The following is a 20,480-nucleotide window of genomic DNA, read 5'->3' on the forward strand; positions in this document are numbered from 1 at the left end:
ACACTACTAATATAATTAGTTTATTGTAAATTAAATACTTAACAAACTAACTTAAATTTTGATAGCGAAATAATTAGATAATATTAATTCTTTTCAAACATAATATAATTTCACTAATCTCTATTACGGAAATCCGTAAACCCCTCAATATTTTGAGTCTATCTGCAATTTCAATACAAAACTAACGACTTCGGAGTAGTTTTCCAGCCCTCTGCAAGAGCAAGTAGTTTTGATGGCATGAACTCAATTTCGAGTGCCTCAAAACATAACTTGCTGTTATCTTTTCGATAACTTTTTCAACTTATTTACAATATGTTTTTTCTAATGCAAACACTTTGTGTAACTATATGATTTAACGTCAATTACGCCACTTAAGTGCCTTTTTATGTATTATTTGTCTCTATTTACAGTTATTTGTCAAAGCAATCAATGCTTTGGTTAGACAAGCGTAAAATCGTAGCTATGGCTTTACAGAGCTCCCAACGATTAAACGTACAAATAGACTTGTGATAAAACCTTTATACAGTTTAATGTCTGAAACTTTGGAGTTAGAGCTAAACAGACAAAATTGCGATTGGTTAACAACATAGAGAAATGAACGGAATTATAAACAGATAAAAGAACTAGAAATTATGGAAGAAGAATTTAAAAAGAAACAGAGAATTGACGAAGAGGCAATGATGGCACTAATGGTTGATGGACTAAGACCTAATGGATTTACAGAGGCTGAACTCAATGCCCCTGGTATAAGAGATGAGCAAGAAGAAACTAAAGAGATACCAAAGAAGCAAAAGCGTGTAAAAAAAGAACAGAACTCTACTAAAGAATATAAAGTAGTAGATTATGAAGAATTCTTTTTAAAAGATGTCAAAAGTACAGCACGTCATGGGAAATCGGTGTATATAGACCCCGAACACCACAAAATCCTTTCTCGTATTGTTCAGGTCATTGCGGATGATAAACTGACTATCTATGCTTATCTCTATAATCTACTAGAGCATCATTTCAATGAGTTCGAACAGCAGATAACTACAAGCTTTAATGAAAAGAACAAACCTATCTTTTAAGTATTTCACTAAAAAAATAAAGAAGTAAAACTGTAAAAGCACCTTTACAGTTTTACTTCTTTAAAAAAACAAAGGCACCTTATAAGATGCCTTCATCTGCAAAAGAGTAGTAACTCTCTGCTGTTATAATTAAATGATCTAAAAGAGTAATATCAAGTATTTTGCTTGCTTCTTTAATCTTTCTTGTAATTTGTCTATCAGCATCACTTGGAGCTAATTTTCCTGACGGATGATTATGTACAATCAAGAATGCTGTAGCATGCGCTTTTAAAAGAGCGGAGAAAATGATTCTTAAATCTACTATTGTACCTGTTATCCCTCCTGAGGAAACTTCTAATACTCCAAGTACTTTGTTGTTGTTTGAAAGCATAAGTACTTTAAACTGTTCTAATAATTCAATCTTATTACTATCCCAAGCCTTTAATGCTATTTGATAGGCACTGTAAGAAGATGTAATTTGAGGTCTCTGTGAAGCCTTCACTTTTGATTTGTAGATCAATTCTACTTCTGATGCGATAAGCCATTCTTTGTTTAAAACTGTAGTTTCCATACTATTAAATTTTAAATTAATTATGGAGCCACAATTGGTAATGGCTTAGCGAGCGCAAGAAGCAACGCAATAAAGCGAAGACTTTAGTCAAGCATTTATGGGGGAATTTCTTGTTAGCGAACCGCTGGGCATTGCCTAACTTTGTGCAATTATTAATAAAAAATAAACTATAATTAATGTATAAATAATACCCAAGCTCAGTAATTGCTTTTACAATACTATCTAAAAAAGAAAAAGGTAGAATACCGTCCATAGTAATTCTACCTTTTTTTATTGTTTATATCCAATGATAGGATTTATCTTTTCTGTTTTGATAACAAAGCATATCTTCTTTTCTAAGTTCTGGAAAAAATCTAATGGCTCTTTCAATAGCGTAATTAGGTAAGAACTTAATCTCCTTACATATTGTAAGAAGCACTTTTTCTTTGCTATACAACCGAACGATTTCATCTATTTCACTCTGATCGCCACGTTCAATTACACGTACTATAATGGGAATATATGCTTTCTGATAATCAAGCTTATTAATGTCAGTGTCCCAAAATAATTGAGTTCCTAAAGTTGAAATATCAGTTAGTTTTTGTTCTTTTTTCATATTATAAATATAATGATTTTATGAAGGTTAAGCAACTGTTTATCTGCGTATTCCTCTTTTTCTAACATGTTGCTCTATTTTTTTATCGGGTTCTAAATCGAATTTAAAAGAGGGATTTGCAACAGCTTTTTCTAAACGTTCTTTCATTGTACCCCAATTACTTTCTTTTCCATGCATCAAGGTAACCTCAAAATCTCGATAGATATTCTCATAAAAAGTTAATGCATAGGATGCTAATGCTGTATTACCATTATACTTGTTTTTATAAGCATCTAAATAGGTTTGCAAAGGATTGTGCTCTAAAAGAAAATACATATCAACAAAGTCTTTGATACGTGTTCCGCTTTGAAAAATAGCATGAAGTTTCATTGCTCCAATATCTTCCAGTGAAGCTAATCGTACATTATCTATATGCAATACTTCTTTTTGTAAAGGGTATTTATGTGCAATAATGTCTACTTTAACCTGATTGATATCCATTAAGATAGTATTGTTAAACATTTCCTTTACAGTGGCATTAAGTTTTTGTTTTAAATGTTTTGAGATCGATTTATAATCAAAATCTTTGGTCGAAAATAGGTCTATATCAATACTAATTCGATGACCTATCTGTAGACTTAATGCGGTTCCCCCTACAAGAATAAAATCTTTTAATTTTTCATCTTGCATAAGCTTTTGAAGTAAATCCCAAAGCTCATTGATAACGGTGTCTTTATGTAACATAATTTAAAATTTTTCAGAAAAGTATTCCTGAAAAACTCCCATGTTATGTTATTGACTCCCTATGGAGTTATTTGGCTTTATAATGCACAAAAAAAGCCTAATCGAAAGATTAAGCTTTTATAATATCTTGAGTAATGTTATTTTTTATCTTCTATTATCTTCTCTAATTTTTCAATCATCTCTTTTTGTTGTTGCAACATACGCTCATATAATTCAATCATTTTATCAATTGGATTGAAATTTGGCTGATAATTAAAAAAAGAAGGTTGTTGACAATTTTCAAATGAGACAGAATTAGATATCATATTAATCGCTTGCTGTTCATCAAAATTCTCAAATGCTTCAACAGGTATGTTAAGTACCTTAGAAATCTGTAGTAGTAGAGAATTATCAATTATCTCTTTCTGTTCTAAAACAGATATCTTCTTTTGATTCCAATCTTCTCCTAAGTCAAAAGCAAGAACTTCTTGTTTGATTCCAAGCATTTCTCTAAAACGTTTTACGTTTCTTCCTTGATGTATTTTATGTTCCATAATTGATTAGCAGAATTAAGCAGGCTCAAAAGAAAGCCAAAGATTAAAAAAGATTGAAAGGTAAAGTTATAAAATATCCTGTAAGAATAGAAATTTAATTCGGCTTCGTGAAATAAGGGTACAGTATAGCACCAAGTACGACCTATGATTGCCAAAAAATCATACTGAGATAATCCACTGGCTATTTTTCAGTAAAAGGTAACATTATGAGAACAAAACTTGAAATTCCGAAAATTCCAATAGAAGAGGGAAGGACTTACTTTGAGAAAGAGGGAATAGATTTAACAGAAGAAGAAACAGCTATTGTATTGGAGTTTTTGTACACATTAACACGCTTTGTGTTTAAGGAATACTTTGATATAGAGTAAGTTATTTGTATATTTATACACTTCCAACCAAAACAATTGTGTCAAATTAAATAATTAACCTATGAAAATAGCAGATTTGTATATCCGTGTTTCAACGGATGAGCAAGCTGATAAAGGTTATTCTCAAAGAGATCAAGAAGAGCGACTTCGACGCTTTTGCCAATCAAACGATATTCAAGTAGGCAAGGTTATCTTAGAGGATCATTCAGCTAAAAGTTTTAATCGTCCCTCTTGGATTGCATTAATGAAAGAATTGCGTAAGCGAAGCAATAAAACCAACTTGTTGTTATTTACCAAGTGGGATCGGTTTAGTCGTAACGCTGGTGATGCGTATCAAATGCTTAGTGAATTAACCAAATTAGGCATCGAATTACAAGCTATTGAACAACCCTTAGATTTATCTATTCCCGAAAATAAAATAATGCTTGCGATTTACTTAGCGGCTCCAGAGGTAGAGAATGACCGTAGAGCACTTAATGTATATCACGGTATGAGAAGAGCTAAGAGGGAGGGAAGGTTGATGGGTAAAGCTCCCTTTGGATATATAAATAGGAGTAAAGAGGATGGAACAAAGTATATCGCTGTAAAGGAATTAGAAGCTAAAGCGTTAGTTTGGGCTTTTGAAGAAATTGCCAAGGGATTATTAGCCGCTAATCAGATACGCTTAGAGATGAATAAGTTTAGTCCTCGTAGCCTTAGTAAGAGTGCTTTTCACGTAGCGATTCGCAATCCTTTATATTGTGGAAAGATATTTATACCTAAGCACAAAGACGAAGAAGCTCACTTTGTCGATGGACTACACGAAGCATTAATCACAACAGAATTGTTTGATAATGTTCAAGAAGTATTAGATGGAAAAGTAAGAAAGGAACTACCAAACACAAAAGTATTATCAGATGAGAATTTACCACTAAGGGGATTTTTAGTTTGTCCTAAGTGTAGTAGAAACTTAACAGGTAGTTTATCAAAGGGTAGAAACAACAGTTATTATTACTATCACTGTATAGGCTCATGTGGGTTTAGACATAGTGCAAGCAAGGCAAACTTAATATTTGAAGAGGGATTACATCAATTACAATTAAACGAGGCATTTTTAATCCGTTTAAAGAAACATTTGTTAGATACCTATAACAAGATATTAAAGAATCCAATTGATCAAAAGAAAACACTGCTAAATGAGATAGAAAGAATAAACGCTCAACTTAGTATGGCAAGAACAAAATTATTAAGTGGAACACTTGATGATGAGGATTATCTTGAAATCAAAAAATCGAATAAAGCAGAACTTGAAGTGTTAGAAACACAATTAATGAAAGAGAATAGCAAGGTAAAGATTGACATTAATAAAATATTGAACAAAGCAATAGAAGTAATTGCAAACATAGGTACACTCTACGCTCAGGCAGATATATCAATGAAAAGAAGAATAATAGGTTCAATCTTTCCAGAGAAAGTAGTTTTTGATGGGAAAATTTATCGAACCGATAGAATTAATGTTTTAGTAAGGTCTATCCTGTTGATAAATAATGAAATAGCTGAAAATGAAAACGGGAGAAATGAACAAAAAATTCAATTCTCCCGTTTAGTACTCAAGGCGGGACTTGAACCCGCACGGGCATTACTACCCACTGGATTTTAAGTCCAGCGTGTCTACCACTTCCACCACTCGAGCGTCTTCTGTAGACTGCGATACTACTTCTGTATTGCGAGTGCAAATGTAGAATATTATTTTTTACTATACAACTAATAAAATATGTTTTTATAAATAAAAAAGATTAGAATATTCTTGTTTGTTGATTAATAGGTGGTTATTGAGTGTTCTTTTTGAAAATAATTTAATAAGGAGGAATTGAATTCTAATCAAGCTTACTGATGTATTGGAATTAGTAAGGCGAAAGAGTGTTCGCTCTATGAAATCAACACTATTGTAGTATTGTGTTTTCTATCGGATGTCGATATTGAGATCAGGGTATATAAAATAAAAAATCCCAAGCGTTAGCTTGGGATTCTTTGTACTCGAGGCGGGACTTGAACCCGCACGGGCATTACTACCCACTGGATTTTAAGTCCAGCGTGTCTACCACTTCCACCACTCGAGCGTCTTCTGTAGACTGCGATACTATTTCTGTATTGCGAGTGCAAAAATAGAGTATTGTTTTTTAGTGTGCAAGAAAAACAGAGTGTTTTTTACTGAGAATTATTCTGTTTTGTTTTTCAGTTCTTCTAACTCATTTACTGTTAGTTTAATAAGTTTTGAATATATGTTTTTGCTAATCCCCTTTTACTAGTACAATGCCTATTTAGATTTTAAGCGTTATATAGAATTTGTTCTTTTTCATTAAAATATTGGAAAATTATATTTCACATGAACAGAGTAACGACTATTAGATTGATGTTAATAGAAGGGAAGGTCATAGGATGATCTAGTTGGCGAATATAACTTTTATAAACAAAAAAAATCCCAAGCGTTAGCTTGGGATTCTTTGTACTCGAGGCGGGACTTGAACCCGCACGGGCATTACTACCCACTGGATTTTAAGTCCAGCGTGTCTACCACTTCCACCACTCGAGCTCAATTGGCATTGACTGCACACGTTTTTTCGTGATTGCGAGGGCAAATATAGAATGTTTTTCTATTAAATAAAAAGACTTTTTTTATTTTTTTTAAACGATTTTATGGAGTCCTGTAAATCAGTTTTTTATAAGAGCTAGATTATACTTACTCCGTATCAAATATATCTTCTGAAGGGAAACTTCCAAAGATATCTAAAGATAAATCAAGTATCTCAGCGTTAGCAAAGTTTGATTTAATCTCGTCCATTGCCTTTTCAAATCTTAGTTCGGTATTGAATCTTCTACTGTTGGCATAGATCTTTTTATCTATTGCTAGTCTGAAGTAAGACTTACCTGATGGAGTTTTAAACTTAATGAAGTTTAGAGAATCATAGTTAGTTCTTAGAAATTCTATAGTAGAATGAATAGCTTCTACACTAGGATACTCTACACTAGTCATTAATGTTTTACCTCTTCTGTGTTCAAAAGTGTACTTATACTTTCCGTTATCTTTTAAACTAATTACGAATGCACTCATATCAATTAAGAAACAAAATTAAAGAAATTTACTTTTACAGAAATATCTAAGGGGATGACATTTCTAAAGGGGACAAAAAAAAATCCCAAGCGTTAACTTGGGATTTTGTACTCGAGGCGGGACTTGAACCCGCACGGGCATTACTACCCACTGGATTTTAAGTCCAGCGTGTCTACCACTTCCACCACTCGAGCATGATGTAGAGCGAAAAACGGGGTTCGAACCCGCGACCTCAACCTTGGCAAGGTTGCGCTCTACCAACTGAGCTATTTTCGCATAATGTTTTTTAAGAACTTCGCTTTACTTCTGTATTACGAGTGCAAATATAGAACGTTTTTTTGTTTATCCAAATAAAAAATGACTAAAAAAGAAAGATATTTTTTAACTCATTGATTTACAAAGCCTGTGTTCATGCCTTTTTACAAAGGTTTTTGTTTAAAAAGTGAAAGGAAGCTCATTCGAGCTTCCTTCTCTATATTACTTTAGTTTTTTCTTTAACTCATTTATCTTCATAATCGCTTCTATTGGTGTGATATTATTGACGTCTATAGCAAGGATATCTTCTTTTAATTCTTCTAATAGAGGATCATCTAGATTAAAGAAACTTAGTTGTAGATCATTTTCTACTGCTTTCAGCGGTTGCTGATCTTTAGCATGTCCTTTCTCTAGTTGCTTTAACATCTTTTCTGCACGTTTTAGCACTGTGTTAGGCATACCTGCCATCTTAGCTACATGGATACCAAAACTGTGTGCACTACCACCAGGTACTAGTTTTCTCAAGAATAGCACATTGTCTTTAAGCTCTTTGACAGAGACATTATAGTTCTTTATTCCGTCGAAGTTTTGAGACATATCATTCAGCTCGTGATAGTGAGTAGCGAATAGTGTCTTAGGCTTACCAGGATGCTGATGTAGATACTCTGCGATAGCCCAGGCTATAGAGATACCATCGTAGGTACTTGTACCTCGTCCGATTTCGTCTAAAAGGACTAAACTTCTATCTGATATATTATTTAGGATAGAGGCTGTCTCATTCATCTCCACCATGAAGGTAGATTCTCCCATCGAGATATTATCAGATGCCCCCACACGTGTGAATATCTTATCTACTGGTCCCATGCGTACTTCTCTAGCAGGGACAAAACTACCCATCTGAGCTAACAGTACGATAAGTGCTGTCTGTCTAAGGATAGCAGACTTACCAGACATATTAGGCCCAGTGATCATGATGATCTGTTGTTCCTTATTGTTCAGATAGACATCATTCGTGATATAAGGTGTGTCATACGCTAGCTGTTTCTCGATCACAGGGTGACGGCCATCTTTTATATCTAGTTCATAAGAGTCGTCTATCAGTGGTCTTACATAGTTATTCTCAATAGCCTGCTGTGCGAAAGAGCTCAGACAGTCTAGCTGTGCGATAAGATTAGCATTTAGCTGTACAGGTTTGATATATTGAGCGCACCAAGCTACGAACTGTTCGAATAATTCGTTCTCTAGCTTATAGATTTTCTCTTCTGCACCTAGTATTTTAGTCTCGTATTCTTTTAATTCTTCTGTGATGTAACGCTCTGCATTCACGAGTGTCTGCTTCCTAATCCACTCAGCAGGTACTTTGTTTTTATGCGTATTACGCACTTCGATATAGTAGCCGAACACGTTGTTAAACGATATTTTAAGCGATGGAATACCTGTTTTCTCACTCTCTCTAACCTCCATAGCTTCTAGTAACTCTTTACCAGAAGTAGATATTTTGCGCAGTTCGTCTAACTCTGGGTGTACACCTTCTGCTATAGCATTTCCTTTTGCTATAGCTACAGGAGCATCTGCACTTATGGTAGTTCTAATCTTTTCTCTTAGTAGCTCACACCCATGTAGTGTATTCCCCATTTGTTTTAGAGAATCATTACTACTTTTTTGGGCAGTCTCCTTGATTGGAATAATAGCATCTAACGAATCATTTAGGTAGATTAGCTCTCTAGGAGATACCTTACCAGTAGCGATCTTAGAGATTAATCGTTCTAGGTCTGATATCTTCTTTATTTGGGTTTGGAAGAGTGTCAGGAGTTCACTGTTCTCTTTTAGTATCTCTACGATATTATGTCTATCCGTAATCTTTTTAGTATCCTTAAGAGGTAACGCTAGCCAACGCTTCAGTAGACGACCTCCCATAGGAGATAAGGTCTTATCTATCACGTCTAATAGCGTTATCGCATTTAGGTTAGCACTGTTGTATAGCTCTAAGTTTCTGATCGTAAAACGATCCATCCACACATACGCATCTTCAGCGATACGCTGTATATTAGAGATATGTTCTAGTCTAGTATGCTGTGTCTCTGACAGGTAATATAGTATCGCTCCACAAGCTATCGTCCCTTCTACTAAATCTTCTACCCCAAAACCTTTTAGGGAATTAGTTTTAAAATGAGTGGTCAAAGACTCAAAGGCAAAGTCTGTCTTGAATACCCAGTCATCTAGTAAGAATAGATTATAAGTAGTCCCGTAGTTCTGTAAGAAGTGTGTCTTATTACTCTTCTGTACAAGGATCTCACTAGGGGCAAAGTTCTGTAATAGTTTATCTATATAATCTTGATCTCCTTCAGTAGTCAAAAATTCTCCTGTAGAAACATCTAAGAATGATATACCGATTGTCTTTTTAGCAAAGTGTATTGCACATAAGAAGTTGTTAGATTTAGAATGTAATACTTCATCATTTAGGGCAACACCAGGTGTTACTAATTCAGTAACTCCTCTTTTGACAATAGTTTTAGTTGTCTTAGGGTCTTCTAGCTGGTCACAGATAGCTACTCTTAGTCCAGCTTTGACTAACTTAGGTAGGTATACATTAATCGAGTGATGAGGAAAACCTGCTAATTCTGTTTCACTAGCTGTACCTGCACTTCGTTTGGTTAATGTAATGCCTAATATTTTAGATGCTCTGACAGCGTCTTCACCGAATGTCTCGTAAAAATCTCCTACGCGAAATAATAGACAAGCATCAGGATACTTGGCTTTTATATCGTTGTATTGTTTCATTAATGGAGTTTCCTTAGGTGCTTTCGCTTTAGCAGTCATAATGTAGTTTTGTGTTTCAAATTACAAATATAACAGATACATTTTACAAACGCTATTTGCTTAATGAACTTCTAAGAGAGTGGTATTCCATAATACCTTTTTAGTCTGCGTATGATCATAGAAGTAAGCACCGTTATAGTCAGACCGATCACACACCCTAAGGTTACTGCTAAGCATCTAAACAGGGGAGTAGCCTCTACTGAGCTAGCAGTATGTGGCTGTACGAGTATAATGATAAGGGCTACTAAGGCTACGCGAGCCATATTTAATATCTTGAATAAATAACAAGTCATAATAGTCAGAAATACACCTAATAGACTGATGAGAAAATCAGGATTAGGATGAATCTCTAAACAGACTAAGCCGACAGCAGACCCTACTAGATTTGACTTAAATCGTTCTACAGATAGCTTTTTAGAATTCTGACCTTCTGGTGAGATAACTAGCATAATAGAGATTAAAGTCCACAGGATTTCATAGTTAGGATATTTTAAGAATAGTAGATATCCGATATAAAACCCGATAAAGCATCTGGTTGTATAGATAATGACTGGGGATGTTATAATTCTAGTTATGAGAGTTCTTACCATAGATTTTTTTTGAGTGTGCAAAGGTAGGAACTCTCATTCGATATTGCAATAATATCTTATTTCTGTTTTTTATCTAGCTGAAAAGTATGAAATAATGTTAAAAAATAGTAAAAAACAAGATAAAGAAGACTTATGACAATTTAGGTCTATCTCAAGCTAGAAATTACGAAATACTAGTACATGCAAAAAATATAATAGAGATAATGGATAGTAAGATGGCTAGTATTGGGAATTTCTGAACACAGATTTGTTTAGATTCTAGTAAGGTACAGATAATCGTCGGAAAGATAATCAGTCCTGTCAGAGACAATATCCAAGCTAATTCTATCAGATGTACATATTTAGGGCTTTGAACAAAGTCCGAAATAAGTGAGCCCTGAAGTATAACCACAAAAACTAGATTGTTTAATACGGTGAGCAGAGCCAGTTGGTTTAATACTTTCTTAGTCATGGTGGTGGTGGCTTTGTTGGTTTATAACAAAGTTAGTCAATGTATGAGAAAAATGTAAGGAAGGAGAGAGTAGTTATTGTTTTAAAAGTATATTAATGAGGTTGTTGTGTTTGAATAGTGTTACCTTTTTATGAGGTGTAATTCTATTGATTAATGGATAATTAGTTAAAAATAAAATCTAGATGAGAGTAATCCATTTGATAAATAGTATTTTTGCTAAAATTTTTAAGTCATGCGTAAATTAGCCAATAGCGAATTGGATCGTAAAAATGTAGAAGAGTTTAAAGCTTCTGAGAAAACACCTATTATTGTAGTTTTAGATGATGTAAGAAGTTTACATAATATTGGGTCTGTGTTCAGAACGTGCGATGCTTTTTTAGTTGAGAAAGTATATCTATGTGGTATCACGGCTACCCCTCCAAATAAAGAAATACACAAAACAGCTCTAGGGGCAACCGAAACTGTAGAGTGGGAATATGCTAAGGATGTAGTAGAGGTAGTGAAGTCATTAAAAGAAAGTGGTGTATCTGTACAGTCTGTAGAGCAGGTAGAGAATAGCGTGATGCTAAATGACTTTAAGATATCAGAAGGAGCGAAATATGCATTAGTATTCGGTAATGAGGTAAAAGGAGTTAATCAAGAGGTGGTAAACTTAAGTGATGGAGTGATCGAGATACCACAGCTAGGCACGAAGCATTCTTTAAATATCTCTGTAAGTGCAGGGATTGTAATCTGGGACTTATTCCAACAGATGTAATACTGAGACAACAATTATATAGCGAAGAGCTACTTCATACAGGAGTAGCTTTTTTTTATGTTTATATAGCAGAAAATATTGACCTGTAATGCCCTCTAGTGGAGATAATGAATTATCATGGAGTTATTGACCTCATATGGAGAATATGATTTGTATTAATTAGTTGATAATTAGTTGTTTGTTTTGTTCTTGACTAGAATCGTTCGGGTAGTACTTGGGTGAAGCTTTGGTTTTGCTCGGATAAAGACCTTTTTACCGAAGAATAGCAAAACTGTATCCGAACAACATCTGTACAAATATTGCATTTCATTGACTTTATAACGTTTATGAGTGGGATACAGCATGGTCATAAGCAGTCAAAATAATCAAAATAAGGCAAGGTAACATGTATAATTTAATGATATTATCACGTTATAGTAATGGACTAAATAATATCTTTGAGATAAATAAAAGAGAAGTAATGAAGATATTCGAAATAGGAAATGGACAGACTGTCATAAAAGGACCAAGTCATTATTATAGTTGTAATGATGGGGATAGTACTGTGATACTATACAGAGGCGAGGATGATGATGAACCTCTGATTAGATTTAGTGTCATCTCTTTTAAGAGAGCTGAGGGAGTGACACAGAAAGTCCTTCTTCAAGACTTTAAGGATAAAGCCCGTCAGAAGAATGCAGAGGCTGTGACATATAAAGGAAAAAGTTATTTCTCTTATGTTAATGAAGATGAAGAGGAGCTATATATGCACCTATTCGAAGTGATGTATGGTGATGATATTGTCATAGTATCATTGACTGCGAATAAAGAGGATAGTGGGAGTGATGAGTTAGCAGTCTATCTAAAAGAAATAGAGGAAATGATCAGAAGTATAGATAGTCTATCTTCTCTAGAGTTTCCATTACTAGAGCCTAAGTATGATGATGTAGTACGTCTAGAGACAGCATCGGCTAAAATATTAGGGATAGCGGCAGAAGACCTTCAGACTTATCACGAGAGTGGCGACTCTATAACGAAGTTACAGGAAATACTGAATCTAAGAGAGTATGCGGTGAATGATTATGAATACCATCAGGCACTAGGTATCTTGTTCGGAGCATGTTTTCAGTATCAGTACAGTGATTTTCATTGGATAGTGGTACATGATCAGTATGGTAGAGAGTTGGCGTTGCAATATCAAGATTATGCTTTGCAATGTTTTCCGATTTCGATGATTACTAAGCGAATAGAAGATGAGGTAGACATCGATGTAATAGCCTTAATGGAGGATGTGGTACAGCATATAGAGACTGGAATAGAGCGTGATAAAGGGTATACACGACTAGAGTATAATTATTAATAAGAATAATGGTCAAGAGATTGATTCTCTTTTTACCTATGTATAGCTGTAACATTTTTAGTGTAATAGCTCATAATTAATTATAATACATTAAAATGATTAGGATGAACACCAAGATATTATTGCTCGTGCTGATGCTATCTTCTGTTGTATTTGGACAAGAGATACAGAAGTATAAGTTAGATCATTATTTAGACGAGGTTTCTAAAAATAATACAGAAGCAGGTAGTCTCTCTATTTTTAAAAAAGGAGAAGAAGTCTATCATAAAGACTTTGGACATGATAATTTACCTGACACCTCGTCTGATGAGAATAAGATGTATCAGATAGGCTCTGTGACTAAGCTTTATACTGCTGTGATTATATTTAAGTTAATAGAAGAGGGCAAATTAGAATTGACCACTAAGTTATCTGACTTCTACTCTGATATGCCTAATGCTGATCGTATCACGATCAAGAATCTATTAGATCACAGTAGTGGACTAGGTAGCTATGTAGTCAAAAATGGTGAAGTGTGGGTAACAGAGAAAGTGACAGAGCAGGAGATACTTAATCTGATTAAAGAACAAGGAGTGAAGTTTGCTCCTGATACAGATAGAGCATATTCTAATTCGGCTTATTATCTATTGACTAAAATAATAGAGAAGGTGACTGATAAGCCATATCATTTATTAATCAATCAGTACATCGTGAATCCATTGCAGTTAAAAAGTACATACTCTGCTAAATCTATGCCTATCTATGTGCATAAGCCATATCAGTTTGAATATGGGAAATGGGTAGAAATGGTAGACATTAACCCGATGAACATTATAGGTGTGGGAGATTTGACTACGACTACTAAAGAGTTGAATATCTTTATTTATAATTTATTTCAAGGCAAAGTAATTACATCAGCATCTTTAGAATCAATGTTGCCCAAAAAGATAGAAGGTAAATATGGGAGAGGTATAATGCATTTAGTCTATGACGATGTATGCTTCTATGGACATGGTGGAGATACACTAGGGACGCATACGATGCTAGTATACAATCCTGATGATGAAGTATCTATAGCTTATAGTAGTAACGCTCAGCAGGTACCTAATGAGGTGTTTCTTAGTATTGTGAATATGCTGTATCATAAAGAGTATAAACTGCTGAAAGAAAAGGACTAAAATAGACAAGCTAACGCAATGGTTAGCTTTTTTTATAAGATGGTAATATAACTTTTATGACTACAATAAAAAAGGTATATTTATCTAAGGATCATAAGTAACGTGTATGCAATATATAGATTTAGGAGTAGAGAAGTTAGTATTAGTAATACCTGATGAGTATGATGTAGAGTTAGCAGATTATGGAGGGTTTTTCTTGACTAAAGATGGAGTGAGTTATCTGCCTTATATCTCTGTGTATGATATAAAAACAGTAGGGGGAGACGACTTTGACTTCGAGCAGGTGTTAGAGGACTTTACTACTGAAGCGAGTCATATAGAAGTGGAGGTAAAGGAGGTGGGAGATAAGTTCTATTATATGACAGAGCTAGAGATAGAAGATCTATATATCTATGAGTATTCTGTACTGTATAACAATGTACGCTTTGAGCTACAATTATTCATCAGTCAGTCAGATGTAAATTCTGAGTTAGAAAGAGATTATCTAGAAGAGGTAGTACAGATGATAGAGTACGTAGGGATAGTCCTTAATGAAGAACACTGTAGTCAAACACTGACTCCTGAAGAACTCGAGTTTATAGAGTCTAGCGTAAGCACACTCTTAGGAGCAAATAAATATGAGCTAAAACCAGTATTTGATTCTGGTAAAGCGTTAGACATTCTGCAGTGGTTATTCGATGAGCAGTGCTTTGATCTAAAGGATAAAGAATATCTAGGTAAGTTAGGGTTGTTATTTGGGGCATTACTTCGTTATTATTATATCGATTTTGAATGGGTAGGTGTAGAAGGTGACCTAGGCTATGAGTACGCTTTACAGTATAAGGATACAGAGGTTATTATTTTTCCGATTAGTCTAGTAGTCTCTCGATTAGAAGCAGGAGAACATATCCAAATAGCACGTTTATTAGATAAAATATTTCAATCTGTAGAAGATCAGTTCGAGAATGAATAAGTGTAGCTAGATACGTTCTTAATTTAGGTTAAGTGTATGAGGGTGTTAGAGGTTATACATTTGTCTCATACAAAACGCTACTGATAAGACAGTGGTTATAACCTTAAAAAATAGAATTATTATGACAAATACAGTTTGGAATATCGACCCTACACATTCAGAAATAGGATTTAAAGTAAAACACATGATGTTTACGAATGTATCAGGTAAGTTTAATGACTTCACATCGACAATTAAGAATGTAGATGCAGCATTCGAAACTTCAGAAATATCATTTACAGCAAAGGTAGCTTCTATAGATACAAATAATGCAGATAGAGATACTCACCTAAAAAGTGCGGATTTCTTCGAAACAGAGCTTTATCAAGATATCGTGTTTACTTCTACTTCTATTCAGAAAAAAACAGACAACTACTATGTAGTAACTGGTATGCTAACAATAAAGGGAGTGACAAAAGAGGTAGCATTTAATACAGAATATAGTGGAGTACTAGTAGACCCATGGGGAAATACTAAGATAGGACTGTCTCTAGAGTCTAAGATTAACCGTAAAGAGTTTGGACTGACTTGGAATGCTGGTTTAGAGACAGGTGGAGTGTTAGTAGGAGAGGATATTAAGTTATTCGCTGAAGTGCAGTTCGCTAAAGCTTAATGATGTCTTCATAGATGTAAATTTTTAATATACAAGTGCGAAAGCCTTCAAAGGGATCCTTTGAAGGCTTTTTTTTGTATTTGAGAATTAAGTGATTTTATTATATTTGTTTTCTTAGTCACTATGTAATGACTATATAAGATAACTGAACTTAATATACAGAGAATAATGAGTTGTAAAACGTCTCATACAGATTTATCAACAGGATATTGTCCTGATTGTGGAGAATCAATTAAGCTAAAGAGAATAGATAGTCACTATGTTTTGCATGAGATAAGCCACGTTTTACACGTTGAGAAAGGTATATTCTATACTATAAAAGAACTATTGCTAAAACCAGGTATTACAGTTCAGAAGTTTATTACTGAGGATAGAAGTAAATTAGTAAAGCCTATTATATTCATTATTATAGCTTCTCTTATTTATTCCCTTATTGCTCATTATTTTCACATAGAGAGTTTTGTTTCTTACCATCATTCAGGAGGTGGAGGAGTGGCAGATAGTATATTTCTCTGGGGAGATACTCATTCAGGGTATATGAATATAATTATAGGAGTGTTTATAGCGGTATGGGCTAAGGTGTTATTTAAAAAACACTATTTTAATTTATTTGAGATATTGATTCTATTGTGCTTTGTGACAGGAATGTCTATGTTGATATTTTCTGTGTTTGCTATTATACAAGGGATAGTAAAGGTTAATCTAATGGCGATTGCAGGAGTGGTAGGAGTGCTTTATTGTACTTGGGGAATAGGCCAGTTCTTTGAAGTGAGAAGTATAAAGAGTTATTTGAAAGCTTTCTTTGCTTATGTTTTAGGGATGCTTACATTCTCAGTATTAGTGATTATAATAGGAGAGCTACTTGATTATGTCATACTCCAAAGTAAGTAAATAAAGAACGTCCCATGATATACTATCATGGGACGTTCTTTATAGTTAGAAACTGTTTAGCTTCATATATCCTAGTTCTATGTGATCTTCTGTTAGAGGTTCTATAGAAGGAGTTATTTTGATAGCGTACTGCTGTTTTAAATCTTCATTTAAGATTTCCTCCATCTCATAGATATCATCTACATCTAGACCATACTTATTATCTACGTGACTATATCCTCTCGGAGGCAGGTTATACTCTTCATAGAAGTCTGTACTCTTTACATACTGGATGGCTTCTTTCTGACTATTAGCGACTACTAGACACGTCTGGTGGAATTCGTCAAAAATACCTGGTTTATATCCACCTAGGTTGATAAAGAATAACTTTAGATCATTAGGTTCGTGCGTTTCTCTAGAGACTACTTCTATGCGATGACGTTGTACAGATGTTACTTCTCTCCATGCATCTACGTGTAGTTTAGGCCCTGCTTCTGGCCAAAAGTCAACTATCTGTGGGATGAGGTCTTTCATCTGTGTACCTATGCCGAAGTAGATATCATGCTGTTCTATATGACGTCCTGGAGGAGTGACTCCTAGCATGGTCATAAATAGTTTATTCGTCATGTTTCACTAATTTATGTTGGATCTTATCTAAGATGTAGATATAGTCTTCTTGATTAGCTACGAAGTCTAAGTCTGATATGTCGATGATCAATACTTTGTCTGCAGGCATTGTCTTGATATAGTTAAAATAGCCTTGGTTCACTTGATCTAAGTAAGTACCTGGTATTTCACTTTCGTAAGAACGACCACGTTTTTGTATATTCTCTAATAAGCGATCTGTGTTCTGGTATAGGTATACATATAGATCAGGCTTAGGGGTCTCTTTATACATAATCTCAAATATCTGCTGATACAGCTTGAACTCGTCTTCTTCTAAAGTAATTTGAGCAAAGATGATAGACTTGTAGATATAGTAATCAGCAATGATAAACTCTTTAAAAAGGTCAAACTGTGCTAAGTCATCCGATAGCTGTGAGTATCTGTCTGCTAAGAATGACATCTCTAATGGAAATGCATATCTAGTAGCATCTTTATAAAACTTAGGCAAGAAAGGGTTGTCCGCAAAACCTTCTAGAATATTCTTTGCATTAAAGTCTTCTGATATACGATTAGTTAAGGTAGTCTTACCAGCACCTATATTTCCTTCTATAGCGATAAAGTTTACATGAGTAAAGCCATATTGAAGAATTGGACTTTTTATCTCTCCTACAATCTTAAAAGATGTTTTATCTTTACAGTTATTCAATAATTCTTTGAAACTTTGTTTTAGTATAGGGTGTGCCCATTCTAAGTTTAGATCTGCGCATGGCTGTAGTACGAACTGTCTGTCTTGCATCAAGGGATGAGGTACAGATAGATTGTCAGTATTATACACTTCTTGGTTATAAGAGATAATATCGATATCTATTAGTCTAGCACTATACCCTACTGTGTGCTGTGGACGTATTCTGCCTAGTATTTGTTCTATTTCGAGTACCTTTAGAATGACCGTTTCAGCCTTTAGCGTACTGTGTAATAATACAGCACAATTAAAGAAAGGATCGCTCTCAAAACCCCAAGCAGGAAATTCGTAAATAGGTGATATTTTAATGACTGTACCAATATGCTTGTTAATCAGCTCGATAGATTTCTCTATGTTAGATAATTTATCTCCTTGATTAGAACCTATTGATAATACTATTTGATTTTGCGTAAACATGGGGCAAAGTAAATAAAAGAAAATTGAATAATCGTTACTTTTGTATCAGTTAATAATGCAAATTTACGGGTATAATCTGTAACTTTTTTTATAATTTGAATACTAATAAGATAAATTGTTTTTAATATGAGGTTTTTAAGAAATGTTTTAGCTACGATAGTAGGTCTGTTTATATTCTTCGGAATATTATTTTTTGGACTGATGATCATTGGCGTAGCTATGGGAAGTAGTTCTGATACTGTTACGGTAAAAGATAGTTCAGTTATTAATTTAGATTTATCTAGTGTGAAATATGACTATGCAGGTAAATATAATATGAAAGAATTCGGCTTTAGAGAAGCTGGGAAAGATGGTGTGTCTGACGTACTAGCGGCTATAGAGTATGCAAAGACAGATGATCGTATTAAGGGAATCTCTATTCTGAATAATAACTCTATGCTAGGAGTAGTACAGAAACGCGAGATTAGAAATAAACTGGAAGAGTTTAAAGCAACAGGTAAGTTCGTATTGGCTTATGCTAATGTATATTCACAAGGAGAATATTATTTAAACTCTATCGCAGATACTATTTATGTTAACCCAGTAGGAGGGTTAGACTTTAAGGGATTGTCTACAGAGATTCTTTACTTAAAAGGATTACAAGACAAAACGGGAGTACAAATGGAAGTAATGAGACACGGTAAATATAAAAGTGCTGTAGAACCATTCTTACAAGAACATATGAGTGAGGCGAATAGAGAGCAGACAACAGTGTTCTTAAAGTCTATTTGGGAAACATTAGTTAACGATATCTCTAAGAGCAGAAAGATATCTGTAGATAGCTTAAATATGATAGCAAATAATCTAGGAGCTAGAACACCTAAATTAGCTTTAAAAACAGGATTAGTGGATAAAGTAGCTTATGAGGATGAGTATCATGCAGCTATCAAACATGAATTAGGTGTAGAAGGAGATAAAGATTATAATAGCGTAGATATCTTAGATTACGTTAAAGATGTGATTGTAAAAAATAGTGCCAAAACAGCTAAGGACCGTATTGCGGTAATCTATGCACAAGGGGAGATTAGAGATGGTGAAGGTAGTGTAAGCTATATCGGTGAAGGATCTATCAACCGTGCTCTAAAAGCAGCAAGAAAAGATGATAAGATAAAAGCTATCGTACTAAGAGTAAATAGCCCTGGTGGTAGTGCTCTGACTTCTGAATTAATCTGGAGAGAGATAGAGTTGACTAAAAAAGTGAAGCCAGTGATTGTTTCTATGGGAGATGTAGCTGCATCAGGAGGGTATTATATCTCTAGTAATGCAGATAGAATCTTCGCAGATCCAGGAACGATTACAGGTTCTATAGGGGTATTCGGTATGGTTCCGAACTTTAAAGCATTAGCTACAAAGTATGGAGTAAATGCAGAGCAGGTGAAGACACATGATAATGCGGCTAACTATAGTCCGTTTAGAGATGTTGATCCAGGCTTTAGAATGATGGTGACAGAAGGTATAGAGGATGTTTACACTACATTCGTTCAGAGAGTAGCTGATGGAAGAAAGATGACAGTAGAACAAGTAAATGAATTAGCGCAAGGTAGAGTGTGGACTGGAAAAGATGCACTAGAAAATAAACTAGTAGATGAATTAGGAGGATTAGATACAGCTATCGCTTATGCTGCTAAAAAGGTAGAGATAGACGACTATAAAGTAGTAAACTACCCAGAGTATAAAATGAAGTTCGAAGATATGCTTAGAGGGTATTTAGGTGCTTCTGTGTTTAAATCAGAAGAAGAGTTAATCAAAGAAAAGATAGGTGAAGCTAACTATGAAATGATAGAGAGACTTAACTATTTCAACAATATGAGAGGTGTACAAGCAATATTGCCTTTTGAAGTAAAAATAGAGTAGTTATAAGATAATGTTATAGTCAAATTTATGCTTTAGTTAAAGAAGGCATAAA

Annotated in this window: 19 protein-coding genes, 5 tRNA genes and 1 pseudogene; 10 read left to right on the forward strand and 15 right to left on the reverse strand. The window is 34.3% G+C overall.

All coding sequences use genetic code 11. The annotated features are described in order from the left end of the window. Window positions 1-632: 632 nt before the first annotated feature. Window positions 633-1,067, forward strand: coding sequence for a DUF3408 domain-containing protein (locus HX049_RS01450; RefSeq protein ID WP_286413529.1), 435 nt, complete (start codon window positions 633-635; stop codon window positions 1,065-1,067). A 79-nt stretch (window positions 1,068-1,146) separates the two neighbouring features. On the opposite strand, the gene HX049_RS01455 is transcribed toward HX049_RS01450, so the two are convergent. From HX049_RS01455 to HX049_RS01470, 4 genes are all read right to left on the reverse strand, one after another. After that, entirely contained in the window at window positions 1,147-1,617 is a 471-nt protein-coding gene (locus tag HX049_RS01455) for a JAB domain-containing protein (protein WP_286413530.1), read from the reverse strand. Between the two features lie 277 nt (window positions 1,618-1,894). Beyond that, the gene (locus HX049_RS01460) at window positions 1,895-2,212 is read right to left on the reverse strand and encodes a DUF6922 domain-containing protein (protein WP_006260078.1); all 318 of its coding nucleotides are present in this window, start codon (window positions 2,210-2,212) and stop codon (window positions 1,895-1,897) included. 39 nt (window positions 2,213-2,251) lie between these two features. Continuing rightward, entirely contained in the window at window positions 2,252-2,935 is a 684-nt protein-coding gene (locus tag HX049_RS01465) for a nucleotidyl transferase AbiEii/AbiGii toxin family protein (RefSeq protein WP_286413531.1), read from the reverse strand. 137 nt (window positions 2,936-3,072) lie between these two features. Further along, complete coding sequence (locus HX049_RS01470) at window positions 3,073-3,468, reverse strand: helix-turn-helix domain-containing protein (protein ID WP_286413532.1); 396 nt, start codon at window positions 3,466-3,468, stop codon at window positions 3,073-3,075. 206 nt (window positions 3,469-3,674) lie between these two features. Here HX049_RS01470 and HX049_RS01475 point away from each other — a divergent pair, with 206 nt between their 5' ends. Together HX049_RS01475 and HX049_RS01480 are read left to right on the forward strand one after the other, a co-directional pair. Then, a complete protein-coding gene (locus tag HX049_RS01475; protein ID WP_286413533.1) occupies window positions 3,675-3,836 on the forward strand; it encodes a hypothetical protein in 162 nt (53 codons plus the stop codon). Between the two features lie 61 nt (window positions 3,837-3,897). Continuing rightward, window positions 3,898-4,680 (forward strand): annotated as a pseudogene (locus HX049_RS01480) (recombinase family protein); the annotation flags it as partial. Between the two features lie 742 nt (window positions 4,681-5,422). Here HX049_RS01480 and HX049_RS01485 read toward each other — a convergent pair. The 9 genes from HX049_RS01485 to HX049_RS01525 form a co-directional block, all read right to left on the reverse strand. Further along, window positions 5,423-5,508, reverse strand: a tRNA-Leu gene (locus tag HX049_RS01485). Window positions 5,509-5,849: 341 nt separating this feature from the next. Then, window positions 5,850-5,935: transfer RNA gene (locus HX049_RS01490), tRNA-Leu, on the reverse strand. Window positions 5,936-6,322: 387 nt separating this feature from the next. After that, window positions 6,323-6,408: transfer RNA gene (locus HX049_RS01495), tRNA-Leu, on the reverse strand. 147 nt (window positions 6,409-6,555) lie between these two features. Beyond that, window positions 6,556-6,927 carry a hypothetical protein gene (locus HX049_RS01500; protein ID WP_286413534.1) on the reverse strand — a complete coding sequence of 124 codons (372 nt, stop codon included), beginning with the start codon at window positions 6,925-6,927 and terminating at the stop codon, window positions 6,556-6,558. A 108-nt stretch (window positions 6,928-7,035) separates the two neighbouring features. After that, window positions 7,036-7,121: transfer RNA gene (locus tag HX049_RS01505), tRNA-Leu, on the reverse strand. A 9-nt stretch (window positions 7,122-7,130) separates the two neighbouring features. Further along, window positions 7,131-7,203: transfer RNA gene (locus tag HX049_RS01510), tRNA-Gly, on the reverse strand. 201 nt (window positions 7,204-7,404) lie between these two features. Next, window positions 7,405-10,002: a DNA mismatch repair protein MutS gene (gene mutS / locus HX049_RS01515; RefSeq protein ID WP_286413535.1), complete on the reverse strand. Its 2,598-nt coding sequence runs from the start codon at window positions 10,000-10,002 to the stop codon at window positions 7,405-7,407. 71 nt (window positions 10,003-10,073) lie between these two features. Continuing rightward, the gene (locus tag HX049_RS01520) at window positions 10,074-10,592 is read right to left on the reverse strand and encodes an FUSC family protein (RefSeq protein WP_286413536.1); all 519 of its coding nucleotides are present in this window, start codon (window positions 10,590-10,592) and stop codon (window positions 10,074-10,076) included. A gap of 163 nt (window positions 10,593-10,755) precedes the next feature. Further along, window positions 10,756-11,043: a hypothetical protein gene (locus HX049_RS01525; protein WP_286413537.1), complete on the reverse strand. Its 288-nt coding sequence runs from the start codon at window positions 11,041-11,043 to the stop codon at window positions 10,756-10,758. Window positions 11,044-11,275: 232 nt separating this feature from the next. Here HX049_RS01525 and HX049_RS01530 point away from each other — a divergent pair, with 232 nt between their 5' ends. The 6 genes from HX049_RS01530 (at window position 11,276) to HX049_RS01555 (ending at window position 16,791) form a co-directional block, all read left to right on the forward strand. Next, window positions 11,276-11,800, forward strand: coding sequence for an RNA methyltransferase (locus HX049_RS01530; RefSeq protein ID WP_286413538.1), 525 nt, complete (start codon window positions 11,276-11,278; stop codon window positions 11,798-11,800). A 397-nt stretch (window positions 11,801-12,197) separates the two neighbouring features. After that, complete coding sequence (locus HX049_RS01535) at window positions 12,198-13,139, forward strand: DUF3806 domain-containing protein (protein WP_286413539.1); 942 nt, start codon at window positions 12,198-12,200, stop codon at window positions 13,137-13,139. Window positions 13,140-13,243: 104 nt separating this feature from the next. After that, the gene (locus HX049_RS01540; RefSeq protein ID WP_286413540.1) at window positions 13,244-14,296 is read left to right on the forward strand and encodes a serine hydrolase domain-containing protein; all 1,053 of its coding nucleotides are present in this window, start codon (window positions 13,244-13,246) and stop codon (window positions 14,294-14,296) included. A gap of 106 nt (window positions 14,297-14,402) precedes the next feature. Then, on the forward strand, window positions 14,403-15,248 hold the full coding sequence (locus HX049_RS01545) for a DUF3806 domain-containing protein (RefSeq protein ID WP_286413541.1): 846 nt from the start codon (window positions 14,403-14,405) through the stop codon (window positions 15,246-15,248). Between the two features lie 121 nt (window positions 15,249-15,369). Beyond that, window positions 15,370-15,900, forward strand: coding sequence for a YceI family protein (locus HX049_RS01550; RefSeq protein WP_286413542.1), 531 nt, complete (start codon window positions 15,370-15,372; stop codon window positions 15,898-15,900). Between the two features lie 168 nt (window positions 15,901-16,068). Then, window positions 16,069-16,791, forward strand: coding sequence for a DUF3667 domain-containing protein (locus HX049_RS01555; protein WP_286413543.1), 723 nt, complete (start codon window positions 16,069-16,071; stop codon window positions 16,789-16,791). Between the two features lie 45 nt (window positions 16,792-16,836). Here HX049_RS01555 and HX049_RS01560 read toward each other — a convergent pair whose 3' ends face one another. Both HX049_RS01560 and folK read right to left on the reverse strand, forming a co-directional pair. Next, entirely contained in the window at window positions 16,837-17,397 is a 561-nt protein-coding gene (locus tag HX049_RS01560) for a DUF1543 domain-containing protein (RefSeq protein ID WP_286413544.1), read from the reverse strand. Next, window positions 17,387-18,535: a 2-amino-4-hydroxy-6-hydroxymethyldihydropteridine diphosphokinase gene (folK, locus tag HX049_RS01565; RefSeq protein WP_286413545.1), complete on the reverse strand. Its 1,149-nt coding sequence runs from the start codon at window positions 18,533-18,535 to the stop codon at window positions 17,387-17,389. The genes HX049_RS01560 and folK overlap by 11 nt, the downstream gene beginning before the upstream one ends. A 126-nt stretch (window positions 18,536-18,661) precedes the next feature. Here folK and sppA point away from each other — a divergent pair, with 126 nt between their 5' ends. After that, on the forward strand, window positions 18,662-20,428 hold the full coding sequence (gene sppA, locus HX049_RS01570; RefSeq protein WP_286413546.1) for a signal peptide peptidase SppA: 1,767 nt from the start codon (window positions 18,662-18,664) through the stop codon (window positions 20,426-20,428). Window positions 20,429-20,480: the final 52 nt, after the last annotated feature.

Origin of the sequence: Myroides odoratimimus, from assembly GCF_030326305.1 — a bacterium.
In the GTDB taxonomy this organism is placed as follows: domain Bacteria; phylum Bacteroidota; class Bacteroidia; order Flavobacteriales; family Flavobacteriaceae; genus Flavobacterium; species Flavobacterium odoratimimum_A.